Origin of the sequence: Pseudomonas sp. zfem002 (genome assembly GCF_032621685.1) — a bacterium.
In the GTDB taxonomy this organism is placed as follows: domain Bacteria; phylum Pseudomonadota; class Gammaproteobacteria; order Pseudomonadales; family Pseudomonadaceae; genus Aquipseudomonas; species Aquipseudomonas japonica.
Window position 1 is genome coordinate 24,865 of record NZ_JAVYJH010000034.1, and the last position, 19,369, is coordinate 44,233.

At 68.6% G+C, this 19,369-nt stretch carries 11 protein-coding genes; 2 read left to right on the top strand and 9 right to left on the bottom strand.

What is annotated here, in order from left to right; translation table 11 throughout:
• Positions 1–84 precede the first annotated feature (84 nt).
• From RTI28_RS27715 to RTI28_RS27755, 9 genes are all read right to left on the bottom strand, one after another.
• Positions 85–4,641, bottom strand: a complete 4,557-nt coding sequence (locus tag RTI28_RS27715) for a dermonecrotic toxin domain-containing protein (RefSeq protein WP_316923474.1) — start codon at positions 4,639–4,641, stop codon at positions 85–87.
• A gap of 149 nt (positions 4,642–4,790) precedes the next feature.
• Entirely contained in the window at positions 4,791–5,564 is a 774-nt protein-coding gene (locus RTI28_RS27720; protein WP_042128322.1) for an enoyl-CoA hydratase, read from the bottom strand.
• 12 nt (positions 5,565–5,576) lie between these two features.
• Positions 5,577–6,704: an acyl-CoA dehydrogenase gene (locus RTI28_RS27725; protein WP_316923475.1), complete on the bottom strand. Its 1,128-nt coding sequence runs from the start codon at positions 6,702–6,704 to the stop codon at positions 5,577–5,579.
• An 8-nt stretch (positions 6,705–6,712) separates the two neighbouring features.
• A complete protein-coding gene (locus RTI28_RS27730; protein WP_316923476.1) occupies positions 6,713–7,906 on the bottom strand; it encodes an acetyl-CoA C-acyltransferase in 1,194 nt (397 codons plus the stop codon).
• 12 nt (positions 7,907–7,918) lie between these two features.
• Positions 7,919–8,686 (bottom strand): SDR family NAD(P)-dependent oxidoreductase, encoded by a 768-nt coding sequence (locus RTI28_RS27735; RefSeq protein ID WP_316923477.1) that lies wholly within the window; start codon positions 8,684–8,686, stop codon positions 7,919–7,921.
• 11 nt (positions 8,687–8,697) lie between these two features.
• Positions 8,698–10,350: an AMP-binding protein gene (locus RTI28_RS27740; RefSeq protein ID WP_316923478.1), complete on the bottom strand. Its 1,653-nt coding sequence runs from the start codon at positions 10,348–10,350 to the stop codon at positions 8,698–8,700.
• 142 nt (positions 10,351–10,492) lie between these two features.
• The gene (locus RTI28_RS27745) at positions 10,493–14,962 is read right to left on the bottom strand and encodes an NEL-type E3 ubiquitin ligase domain-containing protein (protein ID WP_316923479.1); all 4,470 of its coding nucleotides are present in this window, start codon (positions 14,960–14,962) and stop codon (positions 10,493–10,495) included.
• 102 nt (positions 14,963–15,064) lie between these two features.
• The gene (locus RTI28_RS27750) at positions 15,065–16,129 is read right to left on the bottom strand and encodes an AraC family transcriptional regulator (RefSeq protein WP_316923480.1); all 1,065 of its coding nucleotides are present in this window, start codon (positions 16,127–16,129) and stop codon (positions 15,065–15,067) included.
• Entirely contained in the window at positions 16,126–16,989 is an 864-nt protein-coding gene (locus tag RTI28_RS27755; protein WP_316923481.1) for a LysR substrate-binding domain-containing protein, read from the bottom strand. Before RTI28_RS27755 ends, RTI28_RS27750 begins: the two co-directional genes overlap by 4 nt.
• Before the next feature lie 111 nt (positions 16,990–17,100).
• Between RTI28_RS27755 and RTI28_RS27760 the strand changes: the two genes are divergently transcribed.
• Both RTI28_RS27760 and phnX read left to right on the top strand, forming a co-directional pair.
• On the top strand, positions 17,101–18,207 hold the full coding sequence (locus tag RTI28_RS27760) for a 2-aminoethylphosphonate--pyruvate transaminase (RefSeq protein WP_316923482.1): 1,107 nt from the start codon (positions 17,101–17,103) through the stop codon (positions 18,205–18,207).
• A gap of 34 nt (positions 18,208–18,241) precedes the next feature.
• Positions 18,242–19,069: a phosphonoacetaldehyde hydrolase gene (gene phnX, locus RTI28_RS27765; protein WP_316923483.1), complete on the top strand. Its 828-nt coding sequence runs from the start codon at positions 18,242–18,244 to the stop codon at positions 19,067–19,069.
• Positions 19,070–19,369 lie beyond the last annotated feature (300 nt).

Genomic DNA, 19,369 nt, shown 5'->3' on the forward strand with positions numbered 1-19,369 from the left:
GCGACGAATCAGCCCTTGGCAGGGAACCGCTACTCATTTGGTAGTAGGGGAAAAGCCGGGGCCCGCGGGCCCCGGAACGCGGCATCAGACACTCAGGAACAGCTGTTGCGCGCTGCTCTTGTCGATGCGGCTGCGATACACCTCGATGATCGCCTGGTTGCTCTGCGTGGCCATGGCCTGTGGCCCGCGGTCATAGCGCTGCTCGCGGGTCTTCAGGTGCGCGGCGCTGAAGTCGCCGACCTGGGCGTCGGCGCTGGCATAGTGGAAATGCGCGTACCACAGCGGACTGCCGTCCTTGTCGCGGATCACGAACTCCTGCAGGTAGTCCTGGGCGAAGCCCTTGCGCTTGGCCAGGGCGACCCGTTCCCCTTCCCTGGCGATGACGACTTCGTCCTGGCTGCGCAACCAGGCGATCTGTCCCACGGTGGGCGCCTGGCGCTTGAGGATCTCGACCCGCAGGCGCCGCCCCTCCTCACGCATTTGCGTGGCCTTGGTGTTGAGCAACGCGCACTGGCGGGCGGCATCGATGCCCGCAGCCGAATCATCGGTGGCGTTTTCCCGGGTCAGGGCTTCCTGGATCTGCTGCGCCAGGGCATCGAGGGGGCGCGCCTGCTGGACCAGGATGTCCTCGATATCGGCGCCGACGTTGGCGCTCTTCGCCTGGCTGCGCACCTTGGCGATGCGCCGCTCGGCATTGTTGAGCAGCGGCGTCGAGCGGCGGACCAGGGTGGCCAGGGCCGCCGGCGTCGGTGTCGCCGGTTCGCCGCGCACCTCGCCGACCGGCTGCCATACTCCCGGCTCCGCACTCTCTTCGTAGCGCGCCAGCTCGCTGTTGTCGATCGGGTCGACCACCACCACGGTTTCCGGCCGATCGCCCTCGGGCTTGCGTCGCGAACCGACCACCACCCCGCGGTTGCGCGTGCGGATCAGAACCTGCTTGCGTCGTTCCGGTGCGGCGGCCGCCGGCGTGTCACTGTGCTCCGGCACCATCTGCAGGCGCCTGGCCAGTTCGTCCTGCGCCTCGCGCTGCAGCCGTTCGAGGATGCCGTTGAAGTCGTCCAGCGCGGGGGCGTTCTCGGCCTTGCGTGGCAGGGCGCGGTACAGCCGGGTGCTCTCCAGGGCGAAGTCCAGGCGACTGACCACGCTGTCGAGAATCTCCAGCTGCTCCGACTCGCTGAAGGCATCCTTCAGGTCCAGGCTGTCGCGCATGCTCAGCGCGGTTCGCGCCGCCAGCAAGGCGCTGTAGAGCACGCCGTAGTCGCCGCTGCGTTCCACATCGAGAATCAGCGCCGAACGCAGGCTGAGGTCCACCGACACCCAGGAACGCAGGCTCGGCTCGTTGTTCAACAGCTCCGCCGCCTTGTCCGCCAGCGCCGGCCCGCCGGGCAGAATGTCGCGCAGTTGCCGGCGCATGTCGGCGATCACCGCATGGCAGGCCAGCAGTTCGTCGACGTCGCGGCGCGCCTGACGGCAGGCGTCCATCATCCGCCGCATCTTGTCCACCTGCTCCGGCGCCTGCTCTTCCTCCGGCGAGGCCGCCGGGCGCAGGTCGCGCATGATCGCGTGGCGCTCGCTGAACCAGGAATGCAGTACGTAGGCCAGTTGCGCATGGGTGCCGGCACGGTCGTAGAGGTTGCGCGCATGCATGCGCTTGAACTCCGGCTGCGCCTTCAGTTGCTGCAGCTCGCGCAGGTTGTCGTCGAACTCGAGCAGCAGGCGGTCCTGTTCGCGCAGGTCCTCGGCATATTTTTCCAGGTGGGCGATCGACGGCTGTGCCTGGCGCGCGGCCTCCTCCAGATCGTCCTGTACCCGTACCGAAGACTCCAGGCGGCGCGAGAGCAGCGCGGTGTGTTTCTCTTCCAGTTGGAGAACGCGCTGGCGATTGCTCTCGCGCAGTTGTGCGATACGCCGGTTGACCGGCATGCCGCCGCGCAGGCGCAGGCCGAAATCCAGCTGCCAGCGACCACCGCCGGTGTCGCGCACCCAGGGCCCGAGGTTGCCGTCGAGATCGACCAGGCGCGGCCCGTCGGCGTCGATGGCCAGCTGGTACACCGCGCCGTCCAGCGCGGCCCACCAGCTCTGCTGATGGCGGTACAGCCCCTGGTAATCGCCGGCGTCCTGCGCTTCGCCGAGTTGCCCGGGCGCGATCTCGCGGCGAAAGCCCGCCAGGGCGTCGCGCTGCGCCGCGCTGAGCACCGCGCTGCCCCAGCCGAACGTCGGCCACTTCGAGGGTTGCGGCGAGGCCAGCAGCATCGGCTCGATGCGTATCGTGTCGGGCGCGCCCGGGGTTGGCAGCGGGGCGCTTTCCCGCTCCAGCGTGGAGACCGGTTCAGGCAGCAGCAACAGCGCCAGGTTGAGCAGCAACTGGCGCAGATCGCTGGCCTGCCCCGCACCGTCCGGCGCGGCGAGCAACTGGCGCAGGCTGGTGAACAGCGGCAGCATCCAGGCCGCCTTGACCAGCGTGCCGTTGAAGAACGGCAGCACGGTATTGAACATCAGCCAGCCCAGCTCCTCGTAGCCGAGCCAGCGGCTGGCGCTGCTCGACAGGGTTTCCCGACGGGCGCGCTCGATCAGCTCGCGGGCGCAGGACTGATAGAGCTGTTCGGCCAGGTTGCCCTGCAGCACCGCCTCGCCCAGCTTGGCCAGCGCCGGCACGCTGAACAGGGAGAACTCGTCGCCGGGGAAGAAGCGCACGACATGCGGCTCGGCGAAACCGCCATGGGCGTAGATCGGTTGGCGCGCCTCGGGCAGGCGCTGGAGGATGTCGTCCTGCAGTTCACCGGTCTTGCACAAGGCCTGGAAGAAGGCCTCGCGACTGGCGAATTCGCGCAGCGCCTGACGGTGCAGGGGGCGATAGAGCAGACAGGGGCCCTTGCCCACCTCCGGCGCCTCGATCAGCCAGGCATTCTGCGCCACATCAGGGCTGGCACCGGAGCGGGCGATGAACGACAGCGGTCTGATCACCGCGTCACGCGGGGTCCGGTTGATGGGCAGGAACAGCTCGTCGAGACGGCGCAGGCTCTCGGCGCTGAGGGCCGCGGGATCGCGCAGGCGGGTTTCCAGGGCCAGCAGCGGCACCTGTTCGCAGAGCTGCTGGCTGAAGCGCCGCTGGCGCACCTCGCGCTCGCTGTGCTCGTCAAGCAGCAGGCGCTGCAACAGCGGCGGATACTGCCCTCCCACATCGAGCCGGGTCACCAGGTCCTTCAGATACTCCACCGTCAGCCAGTCCGGCAGGGCGGCGCCGGCGAGGCTGTGCAGGCTGACCGAACCGGCGCGCAGCACCGCCAGGTTGGCCAGGGCGAACTGCATCGGGCTCATGCGCACCACCTGCACTTCACCCTCCGCCACCACATCGCCGCCGTTGCCGCCGGCCACCGCGGTGACCTGGCGGTTGACCAGTTGCAGATCGTCGAGATCCGGCAGCGGTCCCTGCGGATGTTCCTTGCGCAGCGCGTCGAGGAGCTTTTCCCGGGCGAACTCGAAGGCATCCGGGACACCGTCGAGAAACGACGTGCCGTTGCCATCCTGTTGCAGCGAGGCCAGGCGCAGCAGTCGTCCGGCGTAGTCGCGGCGCTGGGCCTCGCCGGCCTGGCCCAGCCAGCTCGGCAGCTGCAGGCGAAAACGCTCGCGCATCTCGCGCTGGCTGGCCTGGCAGACGCCCAGCAGCGAACTGGCCTCGTCCAGGCGCTGGAGCAGCGAGTGCATCGCGCTCATCCCGGGCAAGGCCGGCAGTTGCGCCAGCGCGCCGATCAGTTCCTGCTGCTGCTCGCGCAACAACAGGGCCTGGGCCAGGAACACCGGGCCAGGTGCCGGATACTCGCGCAACAGCAGCCCATCGCCCTGCGCCTTGCAGCGACTGACCAGCGCGGCGCCCAGGGCCTGGCGCGAGTCGAAGCGCTGCAACGCACCGCTGAGGGTGAACAGCAGCGCCATGTTGCGCTGCAGTTGCGGCACCTCGCGCTCGATGAGAATGGCGCTGGCCAGTTCCGGGTCGAGGCCCTGTTCGGCGCAGGTGGCCTGTCCCAGCAGGCTGAGCTTCACCTCGACGAGGTTGTTGAGCAGGGCGCGGTCCTGCGCCTTGGGAAAACTGGCGATGACCCGCGCCGTCGCCGCTTCCAGGCTGTCCAGGCTGCCGTCGCGAAACTGCTGGTCGATCACCGCCGTGCATTGCTGGTGCAGGTAGGTGGCCAGCCAGTGCAGCGGGGTGCCCTCGCCGTGACGCGCCACCTCCCAATATTCGTACAGCGCCTGCTGGTAGGTGGACAGCAGGTACGGCGCGCTTTCGTTGATCAGCGCCTGCACCGCGACCACGTCGACCTTGCTGCGAAACGGTGTTTCCGCGCCCTTGAAGAAACTCAGGTAGTCGCTGTCGACATCCAGGGCCAGCGGCGTGTTTTCGCAGAAACACTCGATCAGCACATCGGCCAGCTCATCGACCCGCGGCGTACCGCTGGCGTCGAAGCGGTAGAGCAGCAGCGCCGAGAGATCCTGTTCCTTGATACCGCGCAGGTGCCACTGTTCGAAGAGCAGGCACCAGGCCACGTCGCGCAGCGACGGACGCCAGGCGAAACGGTGGGCGATGGGGCCGCAGAACGGCGTGTTCAGGACCATTTGCCCGAAGGGCGATGGACTGAGGGTCATATGCGAGCTTCCTTGTGTCGAATGGAAGCGGCATTTCAATCGGCGGGAATGGGTGAATGGCGGTACATCTTGCTGGGGCAAGCAGCCCGAAGGCCCCTGCCGGCGCTGGCTTGCCAGCGCCGGCAGGGGGGATGAGGCCCAGGCGCGCCTCAGCGATCCTCGAACTGCGCCTCGCGCTTGGCGATGAACGCGGCCATGCCTTCCTTCTGGTCATGGGTGGCGAAGGCCGCATGGAACACCCGGCGCTCGAAGCGCACGCCTTCGCTCAGGGTGACTTCGAAGGCACGGTTCACCGACTCCTTGACCATCATCGACACCGGAATCGACTTGCTGGCGATCACTGCCGCCACTTTCAGCGCTTCGTCGAGCAGTTCGGCCTGCGGCACGATGCGCGCCACCACGCCGGCCCGCTCGGCTTCCTCGGCGCCCATCAGGCGGCCGGTCAGGCACAGTTCCATGGCCTTGGCCTTGCCCACCGCGCGGGTCAGGCGCTGGGTGCCGCCCATGCCCGGCAGCACGCCGAGGTTGATTTCCGGCTGGCCGAACTTGGCGTTGTCCGCGGCGAGGATGAAGTCGCACATCAGTGCCAGCTCGCAACCACCACCGAGGGCGAAGCCGGACACCGCGGCGATCATCGGCTTGCGCCGGTTGGCCACGCGGTCGCAATCGCTGAACAGGTCGTCGGTGTAGATCTGCGGATAGGTCAGTTCGGCCATTTCCTTGATGTCGGCACCGGCGGCGAAGGCCTTGGCCGAGCCGGTGATGACGATGCAACCGATGTTGGCGTCGGCCTCGCAGGCATCCAGCACCTGGTTCAGTTCACCGATGATCTGGCGGTTCAGGGCATTCAGCGCCTGCGGCCGGTTCAGGGTAACCAGGCAGACCCGGTCACGGTTTTCCACGAGGATGGTTTCGTACGTCATGAGCTGCTCCGTTCAGAGATTGCGCGCAATGACCATGCGCTGAATGTCGCTGGTGCCTTCGTAGATCTGGCAGACCCGCACATCGCGGTAGATCCGCTCCAGCGGAAAGTCGCTCAGATAGCCATAACCGCCGAGCGTCTGCAAGGCATCCGAACAGACCTTTTCAGCCATTTCCGAGGCGAAAAGCTTCGCCATCGAGGCTTCCACCAGTGCCGCGCGTCCGGCATCGCGCAGGGCCGCGGCATGATGCACCATCTGCCGGGCCACGGCGATACGGGTCGCCATGTCGGCGAGACGGAAGGCCACGGCCTGGTGCTCGATCAGCGGTTTGCCGAAACTTTCGCGCTCGCGGGCGTAGTCACGGGCCACTTCGAAGGCCGCACGGGCCATGCCCACCGACTGCGCGGCGATACCGATGCGCCCGCCTTCCAGGTTGGCCAGGGCGATCCTGTAGCCCTCGCCCTCCTCGCCCAGGCGATTGGCCAGCGGCACGCGGACCTCGTCGAAGACGATCTGGCAGGTGTCGGAGGCATGCTGGCCGAGCTTGTCCTCGACCCGCGCGACCTGGTAGCCGGGGCTGTCGGTGGGCACCAGGAAGGCGGTGATGCCGCGCTTGCCCGCCGCCGGATCGGTGACGGCGAAGACGATCACCAGCCCGGCATTGCTGCCGGAGGTGATGAACTGCTTGCAGCCGTTGAGCACGTAGTGGTCGCCATCACGGCGGGCGCGGGTCTTCAGGCTGCTGGCATCGGAGCCGGCCTGCGGCTCGGTGAGGGCGAAGGCGCCGAGCATGGCGCCGCTGGCCAGCGGGGTGAGGAAGCGCGCCTTCTGCTCGTCGTTGCCGAACTTGAGGATCGGCACGCAGCCCACCGAGTTGTGCACGCTCATGATGGTGGAGCAGGCGCCGTCACCGGCGGCGACTTCCTCCAGGGCCATGGCGTAGGCCAGGTAGCCGGTGTCGCAACCGCCCCACTGCTCCGGCACCAGCATGCCGAAGAAGCCCATGTCGGCCATCTCGGCCATGGCTTCCGTGGGGAAGCGATGCTCGCGGCTCCATTGCTCGGCGAACGGCCGCAGGCGTTCCTGGGCGAATTGCCGGGCGGCATCGGCGATCTGTTGTTGCTCATCGTTGACCAGCATGATTCACCTCAATCCACCAGCTCGACAGCCATGGCCGTGGCCTCGCCACCGCCGATGCAGATCGCCGCCACGCCGCGGCGCTTGCCCTTCTGGCGCAGGGCCGAGAGCAGGGTGACGAGGATCCGCGCCCCCGAGGCGCCGATCGGGTGCCCGAGGGCGCAGGCGCCACCGTGCACGTTGACCTTGTCGTGGGGCAGTTCCAGCTTGTGCATGGCCGCCAGGGTGACCACGGCGAAGGCTTCGTTGATCTCGAACAGGTCCACCTCGGCCAGGTTCCAGCCGGTGCGTTTCATCAGTTTCTCGATGGCGCCGATCGGCGCAGTGGGGAACAGCGCCGGGGTGTCGGCGAAGGCCGAATGCCCATGGATCACCGCCAGCGGCTTGAGCCCCAGCTGCGCGGCGCGGGACTGGCGCATCAGGACCAGCGCAGCAGCGCCGTCGGAGATCGAGCTGGAGTTGGCCGCGGTCACCGTGCCGCCGTCGCGGAATGCCGGCTTGAGCTGCGGAATCTTGTCCAGGCGCGCTTTCGGCGGCTGCTCGTCGTCGCTGATCAGGACCTTTTCCTTGCCCACGGTCACCTGCACCGGAACGATCTCGGCGGCGAAGCTGCCGTCCTTGATCGCCTGCTGGGCGCGGGTCAGCGAGGCGATGGCGAAGTCGTCCTGGGCCTGGCGGCTGAAGCCGTTGGCCTCGGCGCAGTCCTCGGCGAAGGTGCCCATCAGGCGGCCCTTGTCGTAGGCGTCCTCGAGACCGTCGAGGAACATGTGGTCGATGATCCTGCCGTGGCCCATGCGATAGCCGCTGCGGGCCTTGTCCAGCAGGTACGGCGCGTTGGACATGCTTTCCATGCCGCCGGCCACCACCACCTCGGCGCTGCCGGCCAGCAGCAGGTCGTGGGCCATGATCGCCGCCTGCATGCCGGAGCCGCACATCTTGTTCAGGGTGGTGCAGGTCGTGCCCTTGTCCAGGCCGGCGCCCAGCGCCGCCTGGCGCGCCGGGGCCTGGCCGAGACCGGCGGGCAGGACGCAGCCGAACAGCACCTGCTCGACGCTGTCCGCGGCGATGCCGGCCCGCTCGACGGCGCCACGGATCGCCGCGGCGCCCAGTTGCGGCGCGGTCAGGCTCTTGAGGTCGCCCTGCAGGCCACCCATGGGAGTGCGCACGGCACTGACGATGACGATCGGATCGTTGACGAGGCTCATATCTGCAACTCCTTACTTGGCAGCCATGCGCAGGGCGCCATCGAGACGGATGGTTTCGCCGTTGAGCATGCTGTTTTCAATGATGTGACGGGCCAGGGCGGCGTATTCGACCGGGCGCCCCAGGCGCGGCGGGAACGGCACGCCGGCGGCCAGCGAATCGCGTACTTCCTGGGTCATGCCGGCCATCATCGGGGTTTCGAAGATACCCGGGGCGATGGTCATCACGCGGATGCCGAAACGCGCCAGTTCACGGGCGGCCGGCAGGGTCAGGCTGGCGATGGCGCCCTTGGAGGCGGCATAGGCGGCCTGGCCGATCTGGCCGTCGAAGGCGGCGATCGACGCGGTGTTGATGATGATCCCGCGCTCGCCCTCTGCCGAGGCGCTGCCTTCGGCCATGGCCGCGGCGGCCAGGCGCAGCAGGTTGAAGCTGCCGATCAGGTTGACGTTGATCACCCGGCTGAAGCTGGCCAGGCCATGCGGGCCGTTCTTGCCGAGGACCTTCTCGGCGCCGACGATGCCGGCGCAGTTGACCAGCCCGTGCAGGCTGCCGAAGGCGGCCACGGCGGCGTCCACGGCGGCCTTGGCCGCACTTTCGTCGCTGATGTCGGCGACCGCGTAGCGGGCCTGCTCGCCGAGGGCGGCGGCCTTGGCCGCGACGGCCTCGGCGTTGAGGTCCACCAGCATCACCCGGGCACCGGCCTGGATGAGCATTTCCGCGGTGGCGGCACCGAGGCCGGAGGCCGCGCCGCTGACGATGAAGTTATGGTTGGCGATCTGCATGGTGAGGTTCCTCAGGCGCTGGCCTTGTGGGCGTGCGCGGCTTGTTGAAGGGCGATTTCCTGGTTGCGCAGGATGAAACGCTGCAGCTTGCCGCTCGGGGTCTTGGGCAGCTCGCTGACGAATTCGATTTCACGCGGGTAGGCGTGGGCGTAGAGGCGCTGGCGGACATGCTGGCGCAGGGTTTCGGCCAGCTCGTCGCAATGGCTGTGGCCGGCACCGAGGACGACGAAGGCCTTGATCAGTTCGGTGCGCTCCGGGTCGGGCTTGCCGATCACCGCCGCCTCGACCACCGCCGGGTGTTCGATCAGCGCGCTTTCGACATCGAACGGACCGACCCGGTAGCCGGAGGTGGTGATCACATCGTCGCTGCGCCCGACGAAGCTGATGCTGCCGTCCGCGTTCAGCTCGACGGTGTCGCCACTGAGGTAGTACTTGCCGGCGAATGCCTTGGTCGGCAGGCCGTGATAACCGCCGAACCAGCACAGCGGCGACTGCTCGCGGTCCACCGCGAGAATCCCCGGCTGGCCGGCAGGCAGCTCCTGGTGCTGCTCGTCGAGCACGACGATGCGGTGCCCGGGGATGGCATAGCCGGCCGAGCCCATGTTCACCGGGTGCTCCAGGCCATGGTGATTGCACAGGACCATGCCCAGCTCGGTCTGCCCGTAGTGGTCGTGGATGGTCACGTCCAGGTGCTCGCGGAACCAGCGGATCACTTCCGGGTTGAGCGGCTCGCCGGCGCTGCTGACCGCCCGCAGGCGCCCCTTGATCGGCGCGGAGAAGGCTGCGCCGGCGGCGATCAGCATGCGGTAGGCGGTGGGCGAGCCGGCCAGGTTGGTGATGCGGTACTTGTCGATGACCCGGCAGGTGCTTTCGACACTGAACGGCCCGTCGAAGAAGGTGGTGGCGTGGCCCAGGGACAACGGGCCGGTCACCGCGTAGTAGAGGCCGTAGGCCCAGCCCGGATCGGCGAGGTTCCAGAAGGCATCCTCGGGGCGCAGGTCGATGGCATCGCGCATGTAGCCCTGGAAGGCGACGATGGCCCGCAGCGGCACTTCCAGCGGCTTGGCCGGGCCGGTGGTGCCGGAGGTGAACATCAGCAGGAAGGGCGCCTCGCCGCTGAGCAGCACGGGCTGGCGATCGGCCGCGGCGGCCTGCAGTTCGCCATGGAAATCCAGGTCGCCACTGCCCTGGCGAGGGTTCACGCAGATGATGGTCGGGCAGTGTTCGACCTCGTCCAGCTTGGCCCGGTTGTGCGCATCGGTGACCAGCACCTTGGCCCCGGAAGCATGCACCCGGTGCTCGATGGCCTTGGGTCCGAAGGCAGTGAACAGCGGCTGGTACACGGCACCGAGACGCCAGGTGGCGAAGACCGTGACCAGCAGTTCGACGGTGCGCGGCAACAGGCCGGCGACCCGGTCGCCCGGGCCGACGCCCTGGGCGGCGAGGACATTGGCGAAGCGCGCGGCACGCTCGCGCAGCTCGCTGAAACGGTAACTCGCGCTCTGCCCGTCGCGGCCTTCCCAGTACAGGGCCACGGCCTCGCCATCGGCATGCCGGTCGCAGCACTCGATACAGGCGTTGAGCGCCTCCAGGCTGCCGGCCAGGGCTGCCCCGGCCGCCTGCGGATAGTTGAAGGTACGTGCCGCTGCGCTGTAATCACGCATTCGCCAGACTCCCCGGTTGTTATTGTTGGAAGGAATTCGAAGGTCTGGAAATAGTCACCCCGGTGCCGCCCGGCGGCAATGGTCAAAGCCATCAATCTGGATGACTGGTTTGGCCATTGGCCGCCGGCGCGGTGCTTCTGGATCAGGGGTTTTCAGGGGCTTGCAGGGCCGCCTCGGTAAAACGCCGGGCCTGCTCGTGCAGGGCCGTTTCACGCGCCGCGCCAAGCTGGTTCATGCGCTGCAGGTAATCGCCCTCGGCCAGTTGTTCACGTTGCTCGCACAGGCGTTCGAGGCGGTCCCAGAATTGCCCTTCGATGCGCCGGAAGTCGGCCGCATGCCGCTCGCGCAGATGCGCGAGCCAGAAGTCCTGGCGGGCGATGAACTCCGCCAGCGCGGGGCTGCCCTGCGCCGTTTCCACCGCTTCCTGCGCGCGGCTCAGGTCGCGCTCGGAGACCGCGGCGATATCGCCGAACTGCATGTGCCGGGGTTGCCCGGGCAACGCCAGGGCGTCGGCCAGGCGCACGCGAAACGCCAGGCTCACCTCCACCTCGTCGACCGCCTGCCCGAGCGCCTGGCGCTGGGTGATGACCTGGCGGGCGAACTGCTCGACCCGCTCCAGGCGGAACAGGCGCCGGGCGAAGGCCAACAGCGCCGCGCCCTGCTCGCCCTCCGGTACCCGGCTGCAGGCCAGGCTCACCTGCAGCCGCACGTCCAGCACGCTGAAGGCCGACAACACGCTGTCGACGCAGGTGGTCGGCGCGCTCGCCAGTTCGAACAGCGACTCGCGCAGGGCGCTGCTCTCCACCGCCGCGCCGATCATCTGCCACACCCGCTCCTGCAGATGCGCCGGCGCCAGGCGATATTCGGCGGTGTCGAGGAGGTTGCCGAGCAGACTGAAGAACGCCTGCGAACCCGGCTCGCCACGCAGGCCCTGCCACTGTTCGTTGCGCTCGCGCAGCAGGCTGTCGTGCATGCCGGCCAGCCATTGCTCGCGCACGCCATCCGGCTCCAGCGCCGACGCCGCCAGGCCATCCGCCTCGCCGGCCTGCCACAGACGCTCGCGCACCTCGCGGCGCAAGGGATTGCCGAACAGCACCGTGGCGCTGCGGATCCGCGCCGGTGCGCTGAAGAACGTCTCCGGCAGCAGGCTCAACTGGTTGCCGCGCAGGTCGGCCATTTCCAGGAACGGCCGGCTCGGCAGGCCCTCCGGCAAGGCGTCGATACCCGTGCCCCGCAGGCTCAGGCGGCGCAGGCGCGGCAAGCGACTGACATCGGGCACACGCCCCAGCGGATTGCGATCCAGATTGAGCACCTCCAGCCGCGTCAGGGTCGACAGCGTGGCCTGGCCGTCGAGGCTGAGGTGGATATCGTTGCCGTCCAGGTAGAGCTCCTGCAGCTCGGTCATGTTCGCCAGCGTCGACGGTATTTCGCGGCAGCCGTTCTGCCCCAGGTCGAGCCAGCGCAGACGCACGAAGCGCTGCAGGAAACCGTCGACCCGCCGCCACTGCCCGGAGCCGGACAGGACCAGATCGACCACATGGGTGAAATCCACCGAGTCCGGCAGTTCGGGCAGGTCACCGACCAGGGAACGGCCGAGGTGCAGGCGATAGCCGATGATGCGCCCATCGACGTCGTACACCGGTGGGCTCTGCCGACACCAGCAGCGGCGTATCTCATCGGCGACCCGACGCCGCGTGGCACGTCCGGCCAGGGAGGCTTCCTGCTGCCAGCTCGCCAGGACCCGCTCGAGACTGCGCAGGCTGTCCTGCAGGCGCAGCAGTTCGGCCATGGGATCGCCGTGGCGTTGCTGCAACTCGTCCAGCCAGACACTGGCCTCCAGGTCGTGGAAACCCGGGTACAGGTTGCGCACCATCCCGGTCAGCGTGGTCCGCCCGGGCATCCCGCGGCCGCTGAGGGGGTAGCCCAGGCGCCCATCGGCGAAACGCTGCGGCGCGCGGAACGTGCGCGGGCGCTGGCTCATGCCGAGCAGGCCGGGCAAGCGCTCGCGGTCGGCGCTGGCCTGTTCGCGGAGCATGGCCCGCAGCGCGCTCGCCGGGTCGTCACCGGTGCAGCCGAGGGTGGCGCAATGCGTTGCACCGAGGCCGTCGACCAGTGCCTGGAACAGGCTGACCGAAGCCCCGCCCAGCGCCCCACCCTGCCCGTCGAAGGCCGCGTAATGTCCCCCGTTGCCGACCAGCACCCGTACCTCGCGCGCCTCGGGTTGCGGCAGCAGGCGCTCCAGCACCGGCCCGCCGAACGCCCCTTCGCGCAGTTCGAAGGACAACCCGCGCGGCCAGTGCGGCAGGTGCCGGAACAGGGAGAACACCAGGCGCACCGTATCGCCGGCGCAGCGCGCATCCAGATACAGGCCCTCCAGCGCGCGCAGGATGCGCACCTCGCGCACGCTGTCGCGGGCCTGCTCCTGCAGCGCCAGGGGAATCCGCCCATCCGCGCGTTCGCTGACCTCGGCCGCGTCGAGCAAGGCCTGGACGAATGGCCCGGGCAGCCCGGGAAACGCGCGCTGCAGTTTCAGGCCCTGGGCGTCCAGGGCCGGGGTCGCGGCCGCGGCGAAACGCTCGAACAAGGCACCGCCCAGGGACTGCTCGGCGGCCTTCCAGGCCAGCCGTTCGTCGCCCACCGCAGGCGCCTGCACCAGCAGTTGCCGTGCCGCGCTACACAGCTCCTGATCCAGCGCTTGCGCCGCTGTGCCATCGGCCAGTTGCGCGAAGAAACGGCTGATGCGTGCCTGCAGGCGGAAGTCGCCCAGCACCTGCACCAGCGCCACCGGCATCGGCCGGCGCTCCACCAGCAGACCACGCAGGCGCGCCTGGTCGTAACCACAGATCAGCGCCACCTGCTCGCACAGCGTCGCCGACAACCCTTCGCTGCGCGGACCGAGGCGACGCAGCAGATAGGCGGTGCCCTGCCATTGCAGCGGGTGCTCGCCGGCATGCCACCAGGCACCATCGCCATTGCCGATCAGCTCCGGGGTCCAGGCTTGCGGCCGGGACGGATGGACGATGCGCCAGCGCTCGCGGGTGGAGGCCTGGCGCACTTCGAAAAGCGCTTCGTCATGGCGCCACCAGTGGCGTCCCTGCTCACTCAGCAGCCCGTCGGCGGCGGTCGGCGCAGTCAGGGTCAGCGGCGCCCGATAGCGGTCATGATCGGGGACGCAGAGGCGCGGCGCAGCGGCGTCGCGACTGACCGGCAGGAGCTTGTCGACGAACGCGCTGCGCCGCAGTTCGCGCAGGGCCAGCGCCGAGCCGCCCGCGACCAGTGCACTGAGGGTGAGATTGCCGACCACGCCGAGCAGGTGCCCGAGGGCCTCCTCACGCTGGCCGTGGCTCCAGTCGACGACCCCTTCGTAGACCTCCGACAGCAGGTCCTTGACCAGTCCCACCAGCATCAGCTCGCCGACCCCGGGGATGAACGACGCCAACACGCTGGCCACGGCCAACCCGGCCGACTCCAGGGCCTGGACCCGCTGGCGATGCACGGCCAGGTCGATGCTGGCGGTGGGCACCAGCAGCAGCGCGGCATCGGCCTTGATCCGCGCGATCTGCCGGCGTGCCAGCCCCGCGAACGGCTCTTCGGCAGCGGCCAGCCCCTGGGCCTGCAACTGCGGTCGCGCCTGTTCCATGACGGAGCGCAGCTTGCCGAGAAAGCTCAGGCGATCGTCGCGCTCCAGCTGGCGGGTGAAGAACGCCACATAGCGCTCGTAGCGCAGATCGGTGGCCAGTTCGTCATTGAGCTGGCTCGACGACGAAAACTGGCGCACCGGCTTGAGTGGGTCGCCGGGCAGATGCACCAGGCGCTGCCCGGCCAGCGTCGGCGCTGCGTCGGCGATCTGCAGCAGCATCACCCCCGGCACGTTGAAGCCGAGCAACTGCAGGGAGCAGCAGCGCACATGCCGCGGCGCCAGGCCATCGGCGGCGAAATCCAGCAGCAACTGCTGGGCGTCGGCGTCGATATCGCCCTTGAGATAGGCGCAACGCACCTGGGCCACCAGGGTCGCGCGGCGGTCGGCGGCGAGCAGGTCGAGCACCTGCTGGCGCGCCTGGGCATCGCGCGGCAGCAGCACATCGTCCAGATGCCGCTGGTACTGGCCGCCCAGGTCCAGCTCGCGGCACGCCGCGGCCAGTTGCGCGGGCTCGCAGGCGAGCAGCCGGCCCTGCTCGACGACGCCCGACCCCGGGTAGTAGTAGCTCGCGCCGGCCTGTTCCGCGCTGAAGTTCTGCAACAGCCGTGGCAGCAGTTCGGTGTCCACCGGGTAGTGACGGAACACCGGCAGATCGACCTCGGTGACGCGGAACGGGGAAAACTCCACGCGCAGGCGCACTTCCCGCCATAGCGCCCGCGGCGCGCGCGGATCGCAGCCGAGCGGGCCCAGGGCAGCGGCCAGACGTGGCAGGGCGAAGGCATCCGGCGCCTGCAGGCCGGCCAGCAGTGTGCCGACCCGGGCCTGGCAGCGCTGGTGCGTGGCAAGGCTGTGCTTGAGCGCGTCCAGCTCGTCGATGGAGGCATCCTTGAGCCAGTCGGGGGCAGTGCCGGCGATGAAGCGATCGAGCGCCAGCCGGTCATCCAGCGGCGCGTTGGGGGTTGAATCGGTCATGAGCGAGGCTCCTCGGTGTGAAGAGCCGGAGCCTATGCAGGGTCGCCTGCCGGCGAGCAGCGGGAAGCCGCGCCGCGCGCGGCCAGGCCTCCCGGTCCAGGGTCAGGCGTTGGCCAGGACCAGCGTGCGGTAATGCCCCGGATTGCTCCCCGACCATTTGCGGAAGGCCTTGTGGAACGAGCTGACGTCGGCGAAGCCGAGGCGTTCGGCGATCTCGGCGAAACTGAGCTCCGGCTGCGCCAGCCAGCCGATGGCCAGTTCCTTGCGCACGCTGTCCTTCAGCGCCTGGTAGGTCTGGCCTTCGTCGGCCAGGCGGCGGCGCAGGGTCGAGGCGGAAATGCACAGGCGCTGGGCCAGGGCTTCGGTTTCCGGCCACTGCGCCGCGGGACGCTGGCGCAGGTCGTCCTTGATCCGCCGCGCCAGGCTGTCCGGGTCGCGGTACTTGACCAGGATGTTGCCCGGCGCCTGGGCCAGAAAGCGTTGCAGTTCCTCGGGGCTGCGCCGCACCGGCACATCGAGGCAGTCGGCGGCGAAGATCATCCGTGTGCGCGGCCGGGCGAACTGCAGGTTCTGCGAGAACATCACCCGGTAGTCGTCGCAGAAATCCGGCTCGGCGCAACGCAGTTCGACGGCCAGGATCGGGATGCGCCGCCCGGCCAGCCAGCAGGCCACACCGTGGACGATCATCCAGAAGGTGAAGTAGGTGAACGGCCGCCGCGGTTCCTGGCGCGGCTCGCCGATGACGATCTCGGCCAGGCTCTGCTGGCGCACCAGTTGCGGCTGCAGGTCCTCGAACATCAGGCAGAGGAATTCCAGCGCCGAGGCCAGCCCCGCCCCCACCGTGGGCTGGGCCATGGACGAGCGGCAGAGGAAGGCCATGCTGCCGCTGCGCAGACCGCGCGGATCCATGCAGAAGAATTCGTCGTTGCAGCGCCGCGCCAGCAGGCGCCAGAGCCGCGCGTAGGCACTGGCGGCAACCCGGGCCGCGGGCAGCTCGAGGTGCGCGGGGTCGATGCCGACGCGGGTCAGTACCTCATTCGTCGCCACGCCCGGCGGGCAGCTCTGCAGCAGCGCCTCGCGCACCAGTTGCATGGAGATGGTGTCTTTTGCCGTGTTCAACAGGGTTTCGCCTTGCAGTTCGCTGAGCGGCATCTTAGGCGGCGTCATGCCTGCGGCGCCAGACCGAGGAAGGCCTGGATCAGGCGCAGTTCGCGCCGGCGTTCCAGACAGCCGAGCATGTGCTGGTTGACCAGCCCGGCGCCGGCAATGGGCCGCGCCAGCACCCGCGGATCATGGCTCAGCTCGGCCGAGGAGACGATGCCGATGCCCAGTTGCGCCGCCACCGCCTCGGTCACCGCTTCGCGGCTGTCGAGTTCCAGCACCACCCGCGGCTGCACGCGGGCATCGGCGCAGGCCAGGTCAAAGGTGCGCCGGGTGATCGAACTGGGCTCGCGCAGCACCATGATCTGCTTGTCCAGCTCGGCCAGGGGCAGCTCCCCGGCGCTGGCGGCCCAGGGGTGCGCCACCGACAGCAGGGCGCAGATCCGCGACGGCTGCAGGGCCTGCAGGTACAGGCCCTTGCGCGGCTCGACCTCGGTCAGCACGGCCACGTCGGCATGCTCGGAAAGCAGCGCCGCCAGGGTTTCCTGGGCATTGCCCAGGCGCAGGTTGACGGTGATCCCCGGGTAGCGCTCGCGCAGTTGCGCCAGCATCGGCATGACCCGGTGCGGACCGTCCGCGGCCACTTCCAGGCGCCCGGTGAGCAACTGCCGGTTGGCTTCGAGCATGGCCTGGGCTTCCTCGGCGAGGCTGAACAGGGCACGGGTGATCGCCGCCAGGCGCGTGCCCTCCTCGGTCAGCTCGACCCGCCGCGCGGTCCGCCGCAACAGGGTGATCTGGTAGTGCTCCTCCAGCGCCTTGACGTGCCCGGTCACCGCCGGCTGACTGATGAACAGGCGCTCGGCGGCGCGGGTGAAGCTGCCTTCGCGGGCGACGGCATCGAAGGCACGGAGCTGGAACAGGTTCATATCTATCGGCCTGACTTATGGCTGGCATAACGACAAACAATTTGATTGATGACCCACGGAATTGCAACTTAGCGGCCGTAGATTCTGCCCACCGCCGTGAGGAACACCGCAATGAGTAATGCCCCGCTCCTGCTGACTCCAGGCCCCCTGACCACCTCGGCACGCACCCGCAACGCGATGCTGACCGACTGGGGCTCATGGGACCGCGACTTCAACCAGCTGACCGCGAGCCTGTGCGAGCAACTGCTGGGCATCGTCAACGGCCACGCCAGCCACCACTGCGTGCCCCTGCAGGGCAGCGGCACCTTCGCCGTGGAAGCGGCGATCGGCACCCTGGTGCCGCGCGACGGCAAGGTCCTGGTGCTGATCAACGGCGCCTACGGCCAGCGCCTGGCGAAGATCTGCAAGGTACTGGGCCGCGACTTCAGCACCTTCCAGACCGCCGAGGACCAGCCGACCACCGCCGCCGCGGTCGACGACCTGCTGCGTGCCGACCCGCGCGTGACCCATGTCGCCCTGATCCACTGCGAAACCAGCACCGGCATCCTCAACCCGCTGGCGGAAATCGCCGAGGTCGTCGCCCGCCATGGCAAGCACCTGATCATCGACGCCATGAGCGCCTTCGGCGCCCTGCCGATCGATGCCGCCAAGGTGCCGTTCACGGCCCTGATCGCCGCCTCCGGCAAGTGCCTGGAAGGCGTACCGGGCATGGGCTTCGTCTTCGCCGAGAAGCACGCCCTGGCCGCCGCCGAAGGCAACAGCCACTCGCTGGCCATGGACCTGCACGACCAGCACGCCTACATGAACAAGACCGGGCAATGGCGCTTCACCCCGCCGACCCATGTGGTCGCCGCCCTGCATGAAGCCCTGCAGCAATACCACGAGGAAGGTGGCCTGGCCGCGCGCCAGCAGCGCTATACCGACAACTGCGCGGCCTTGCTGGAGGCCATGGCCACGCTCGGTTTTCGCAGTTTCCTCGACGCCGGGATCCAGGCACCGATCATCGTCACCTTCCATGCCCCGCGGGACAGCCGCTACCAGTTCAAGGACTTCTACGAGCGGGTCAAGGCCAAGGGCTACATCCTCTACCCGGGCAAGCTGACCGAGGTCGAGACCTTCCGTGTCGGCTGCATCGGCTGCGTCGACCCGGACGGCATGCGCGCCGCGGTGGCTGCGGTGGCCCAGGTGCTGCGGGAAATGAACGTCACGGACATCTGAAGTCCCCCTCGAACGGGTACAGGAACGCTTTCACATGAACTACAGCAACCCGAAACACCTGCAGGCGGCGATTCTCGACTGGGCCGGCACCGTGGTCGACTTCGGCTCCTTCGCCCCGACCCAGATCTTCGTCGAGGCCTTCGCCGAGTTCGACGTCGAGGTCTCCATCGACGAGGCCCGCGGCCCGATGGGCATGGGCAAGTGGGACCATATCCGCACCCTGTGCGACCAGCCGCAGATCGCCGAGCGCTACCGCAAGGTGTTCGGCCGCGCGCCGAGCGACGCTGACGTCACCGCCATCTACGAACGCTTCATGCCGCTGCAGATCGAGAAGATCGCCACCCATTCGGCGCTGATTCCCGGCGCCCTCGACACCATCACCCGCCTGCGCGGCGAGGGGCTGAAGATCGGCTCCTGCTCCGGCTACCCGAAAGTGGTGATGGACAAGGTGGTGGAGCTGGCGCGCAGCAACGGCTATGTCGCCGACCATGTGGTGGCCACCGACGAAACTCCGAACGGCCGCCCCTGGCCGGCCCAGGCCCTGGCCAACGTGATCGCCCTGGGCATCGACGACGTCGCCGCCTGCGTCAAGGTGGACGACACCGTTCCGGGGATCCTGGAAGGCCGTCGCGCCGGCATGTGGACCGTGGCGCTGGTCTGCTCGGGCAATGCCCTGGGCCTGACCTACGAGGGCTACCGGGCGCTGGATGGCGCGACCCTGGCCAGCGAGCGCCAGCGCATCCACGCACTGTTCGAAGGTTCGCGGCCGCACTACCTGATCGACACGATCAACGAGCTGCCGGAGGTGATCGCCGATATCAACCGACGCCTGGCGGCGGGTGAGATGCCGCAGGCGGTGTAAGCCCATGCGGGGCCGCTTTGCGGCCCTTCGCGAGCAAGCTCGCTTGTATGGTGTGAGACTTGAAGGGAGGAGGAGGGACATAACTCGCTTCTGACTGTCGCGAGCAGTACAGACCGTGGGAGAAATCACCCCTCCTCCTTTCAACACCCCAAGCGCCGATAAGGAATGCCTCGTTTGCAAGCGACGATAGATGCAAGCCTGCGCCAGGGTGTGCCCTTCAAGTCGCGTCACGCTACAGAGAGCAGTTACCAATGGCAATGCCCGCAGTACCCTTCGAAGCCGGTGTGGATGTCGCCAAAG

Excerpts from the sequence above, each read along its gene's own strand:
- RTI28_RS27715 (WP_316923474.1), bottom strand. The coding sequence starts at position 4,641 with ATGACCCTCAGTCCATCGCCCTTCGGGCAAATGGTCCTGAACACGCCG.
- RTI28_RS27720 (WP_042128322.1), bottom strand. The coding sequence starts at position 5,564 with ATGACGTACGAAACCATCCTCGTGGAAAACCGTGACCGGGTCTGCCTG.
- RTI28_RS27725 (WP_316923475.1), bottom strand. The coding sequence starts at position 6,704 with ATGCTGGTCAACGATGAGCAACAACAGATCGCCGATGCCGCCCGGCAA.
- RTI28_RS27730 (WP_316923476.1), bottom strand. The coding sequence starts at position 7,906 with ATGAGCCTCGTCAACGATCCGATCGTCATCGTCAGTGCCGTGCGCACT.
- RTI28_RS27735 (WP_316923477.1), bottom strand. The coding sequence starts at position 8,686 with ATGCAGATCGCCAACCATAACTTCATCGTCAGCGGCGCGGCCTCCGGC.
- RTI28_RS27740 (WP_316923478.1), bottom strand. The coding sequence starts at position 10,350 with ATGCGTGATTACAGCGCAGCGGCACGTACCTTCAACTATCCGCAGGCG.
- RTI28_RS27745 (WP_316923479.1), bottom strand. The coding sequence starts at position 14,962 with ATGACCGATTCAACCCCCAACGCGCCGCTGGATGACCGGCTGGCGCTC.
- RTI28_RS27750 (WP_316923480.1), bottom strand. The coding sequence starts at position 16,129 with ATGACGCCGCCTAAGATGCCGCTCAGCGAACTGCAAGGCGAAACCCTG.
- RTI28_RS27755 (WP_316923481.1), bottom strand. The coding sequence starts at position 16,989 with ATGAACCTGTTCCAGCTCCGTGCCTTCGATGCCGTCGCCCGCGAAGGC.
- RTI28_RS27760 (WP_316923482.1), top strand. The coding sequence starts at position 17,101 with ATGAGTAATGCCCCGCTCCTGCTGACTCCAGGCCCCCTGACCACCTCG.
- phnX (WP_316923483.1), top strand. The coding sequence starts at position 18,242 with ATGAACTACAGCAACCCGAAACACCTGCAGGCGGCGATTCTCGACTGG.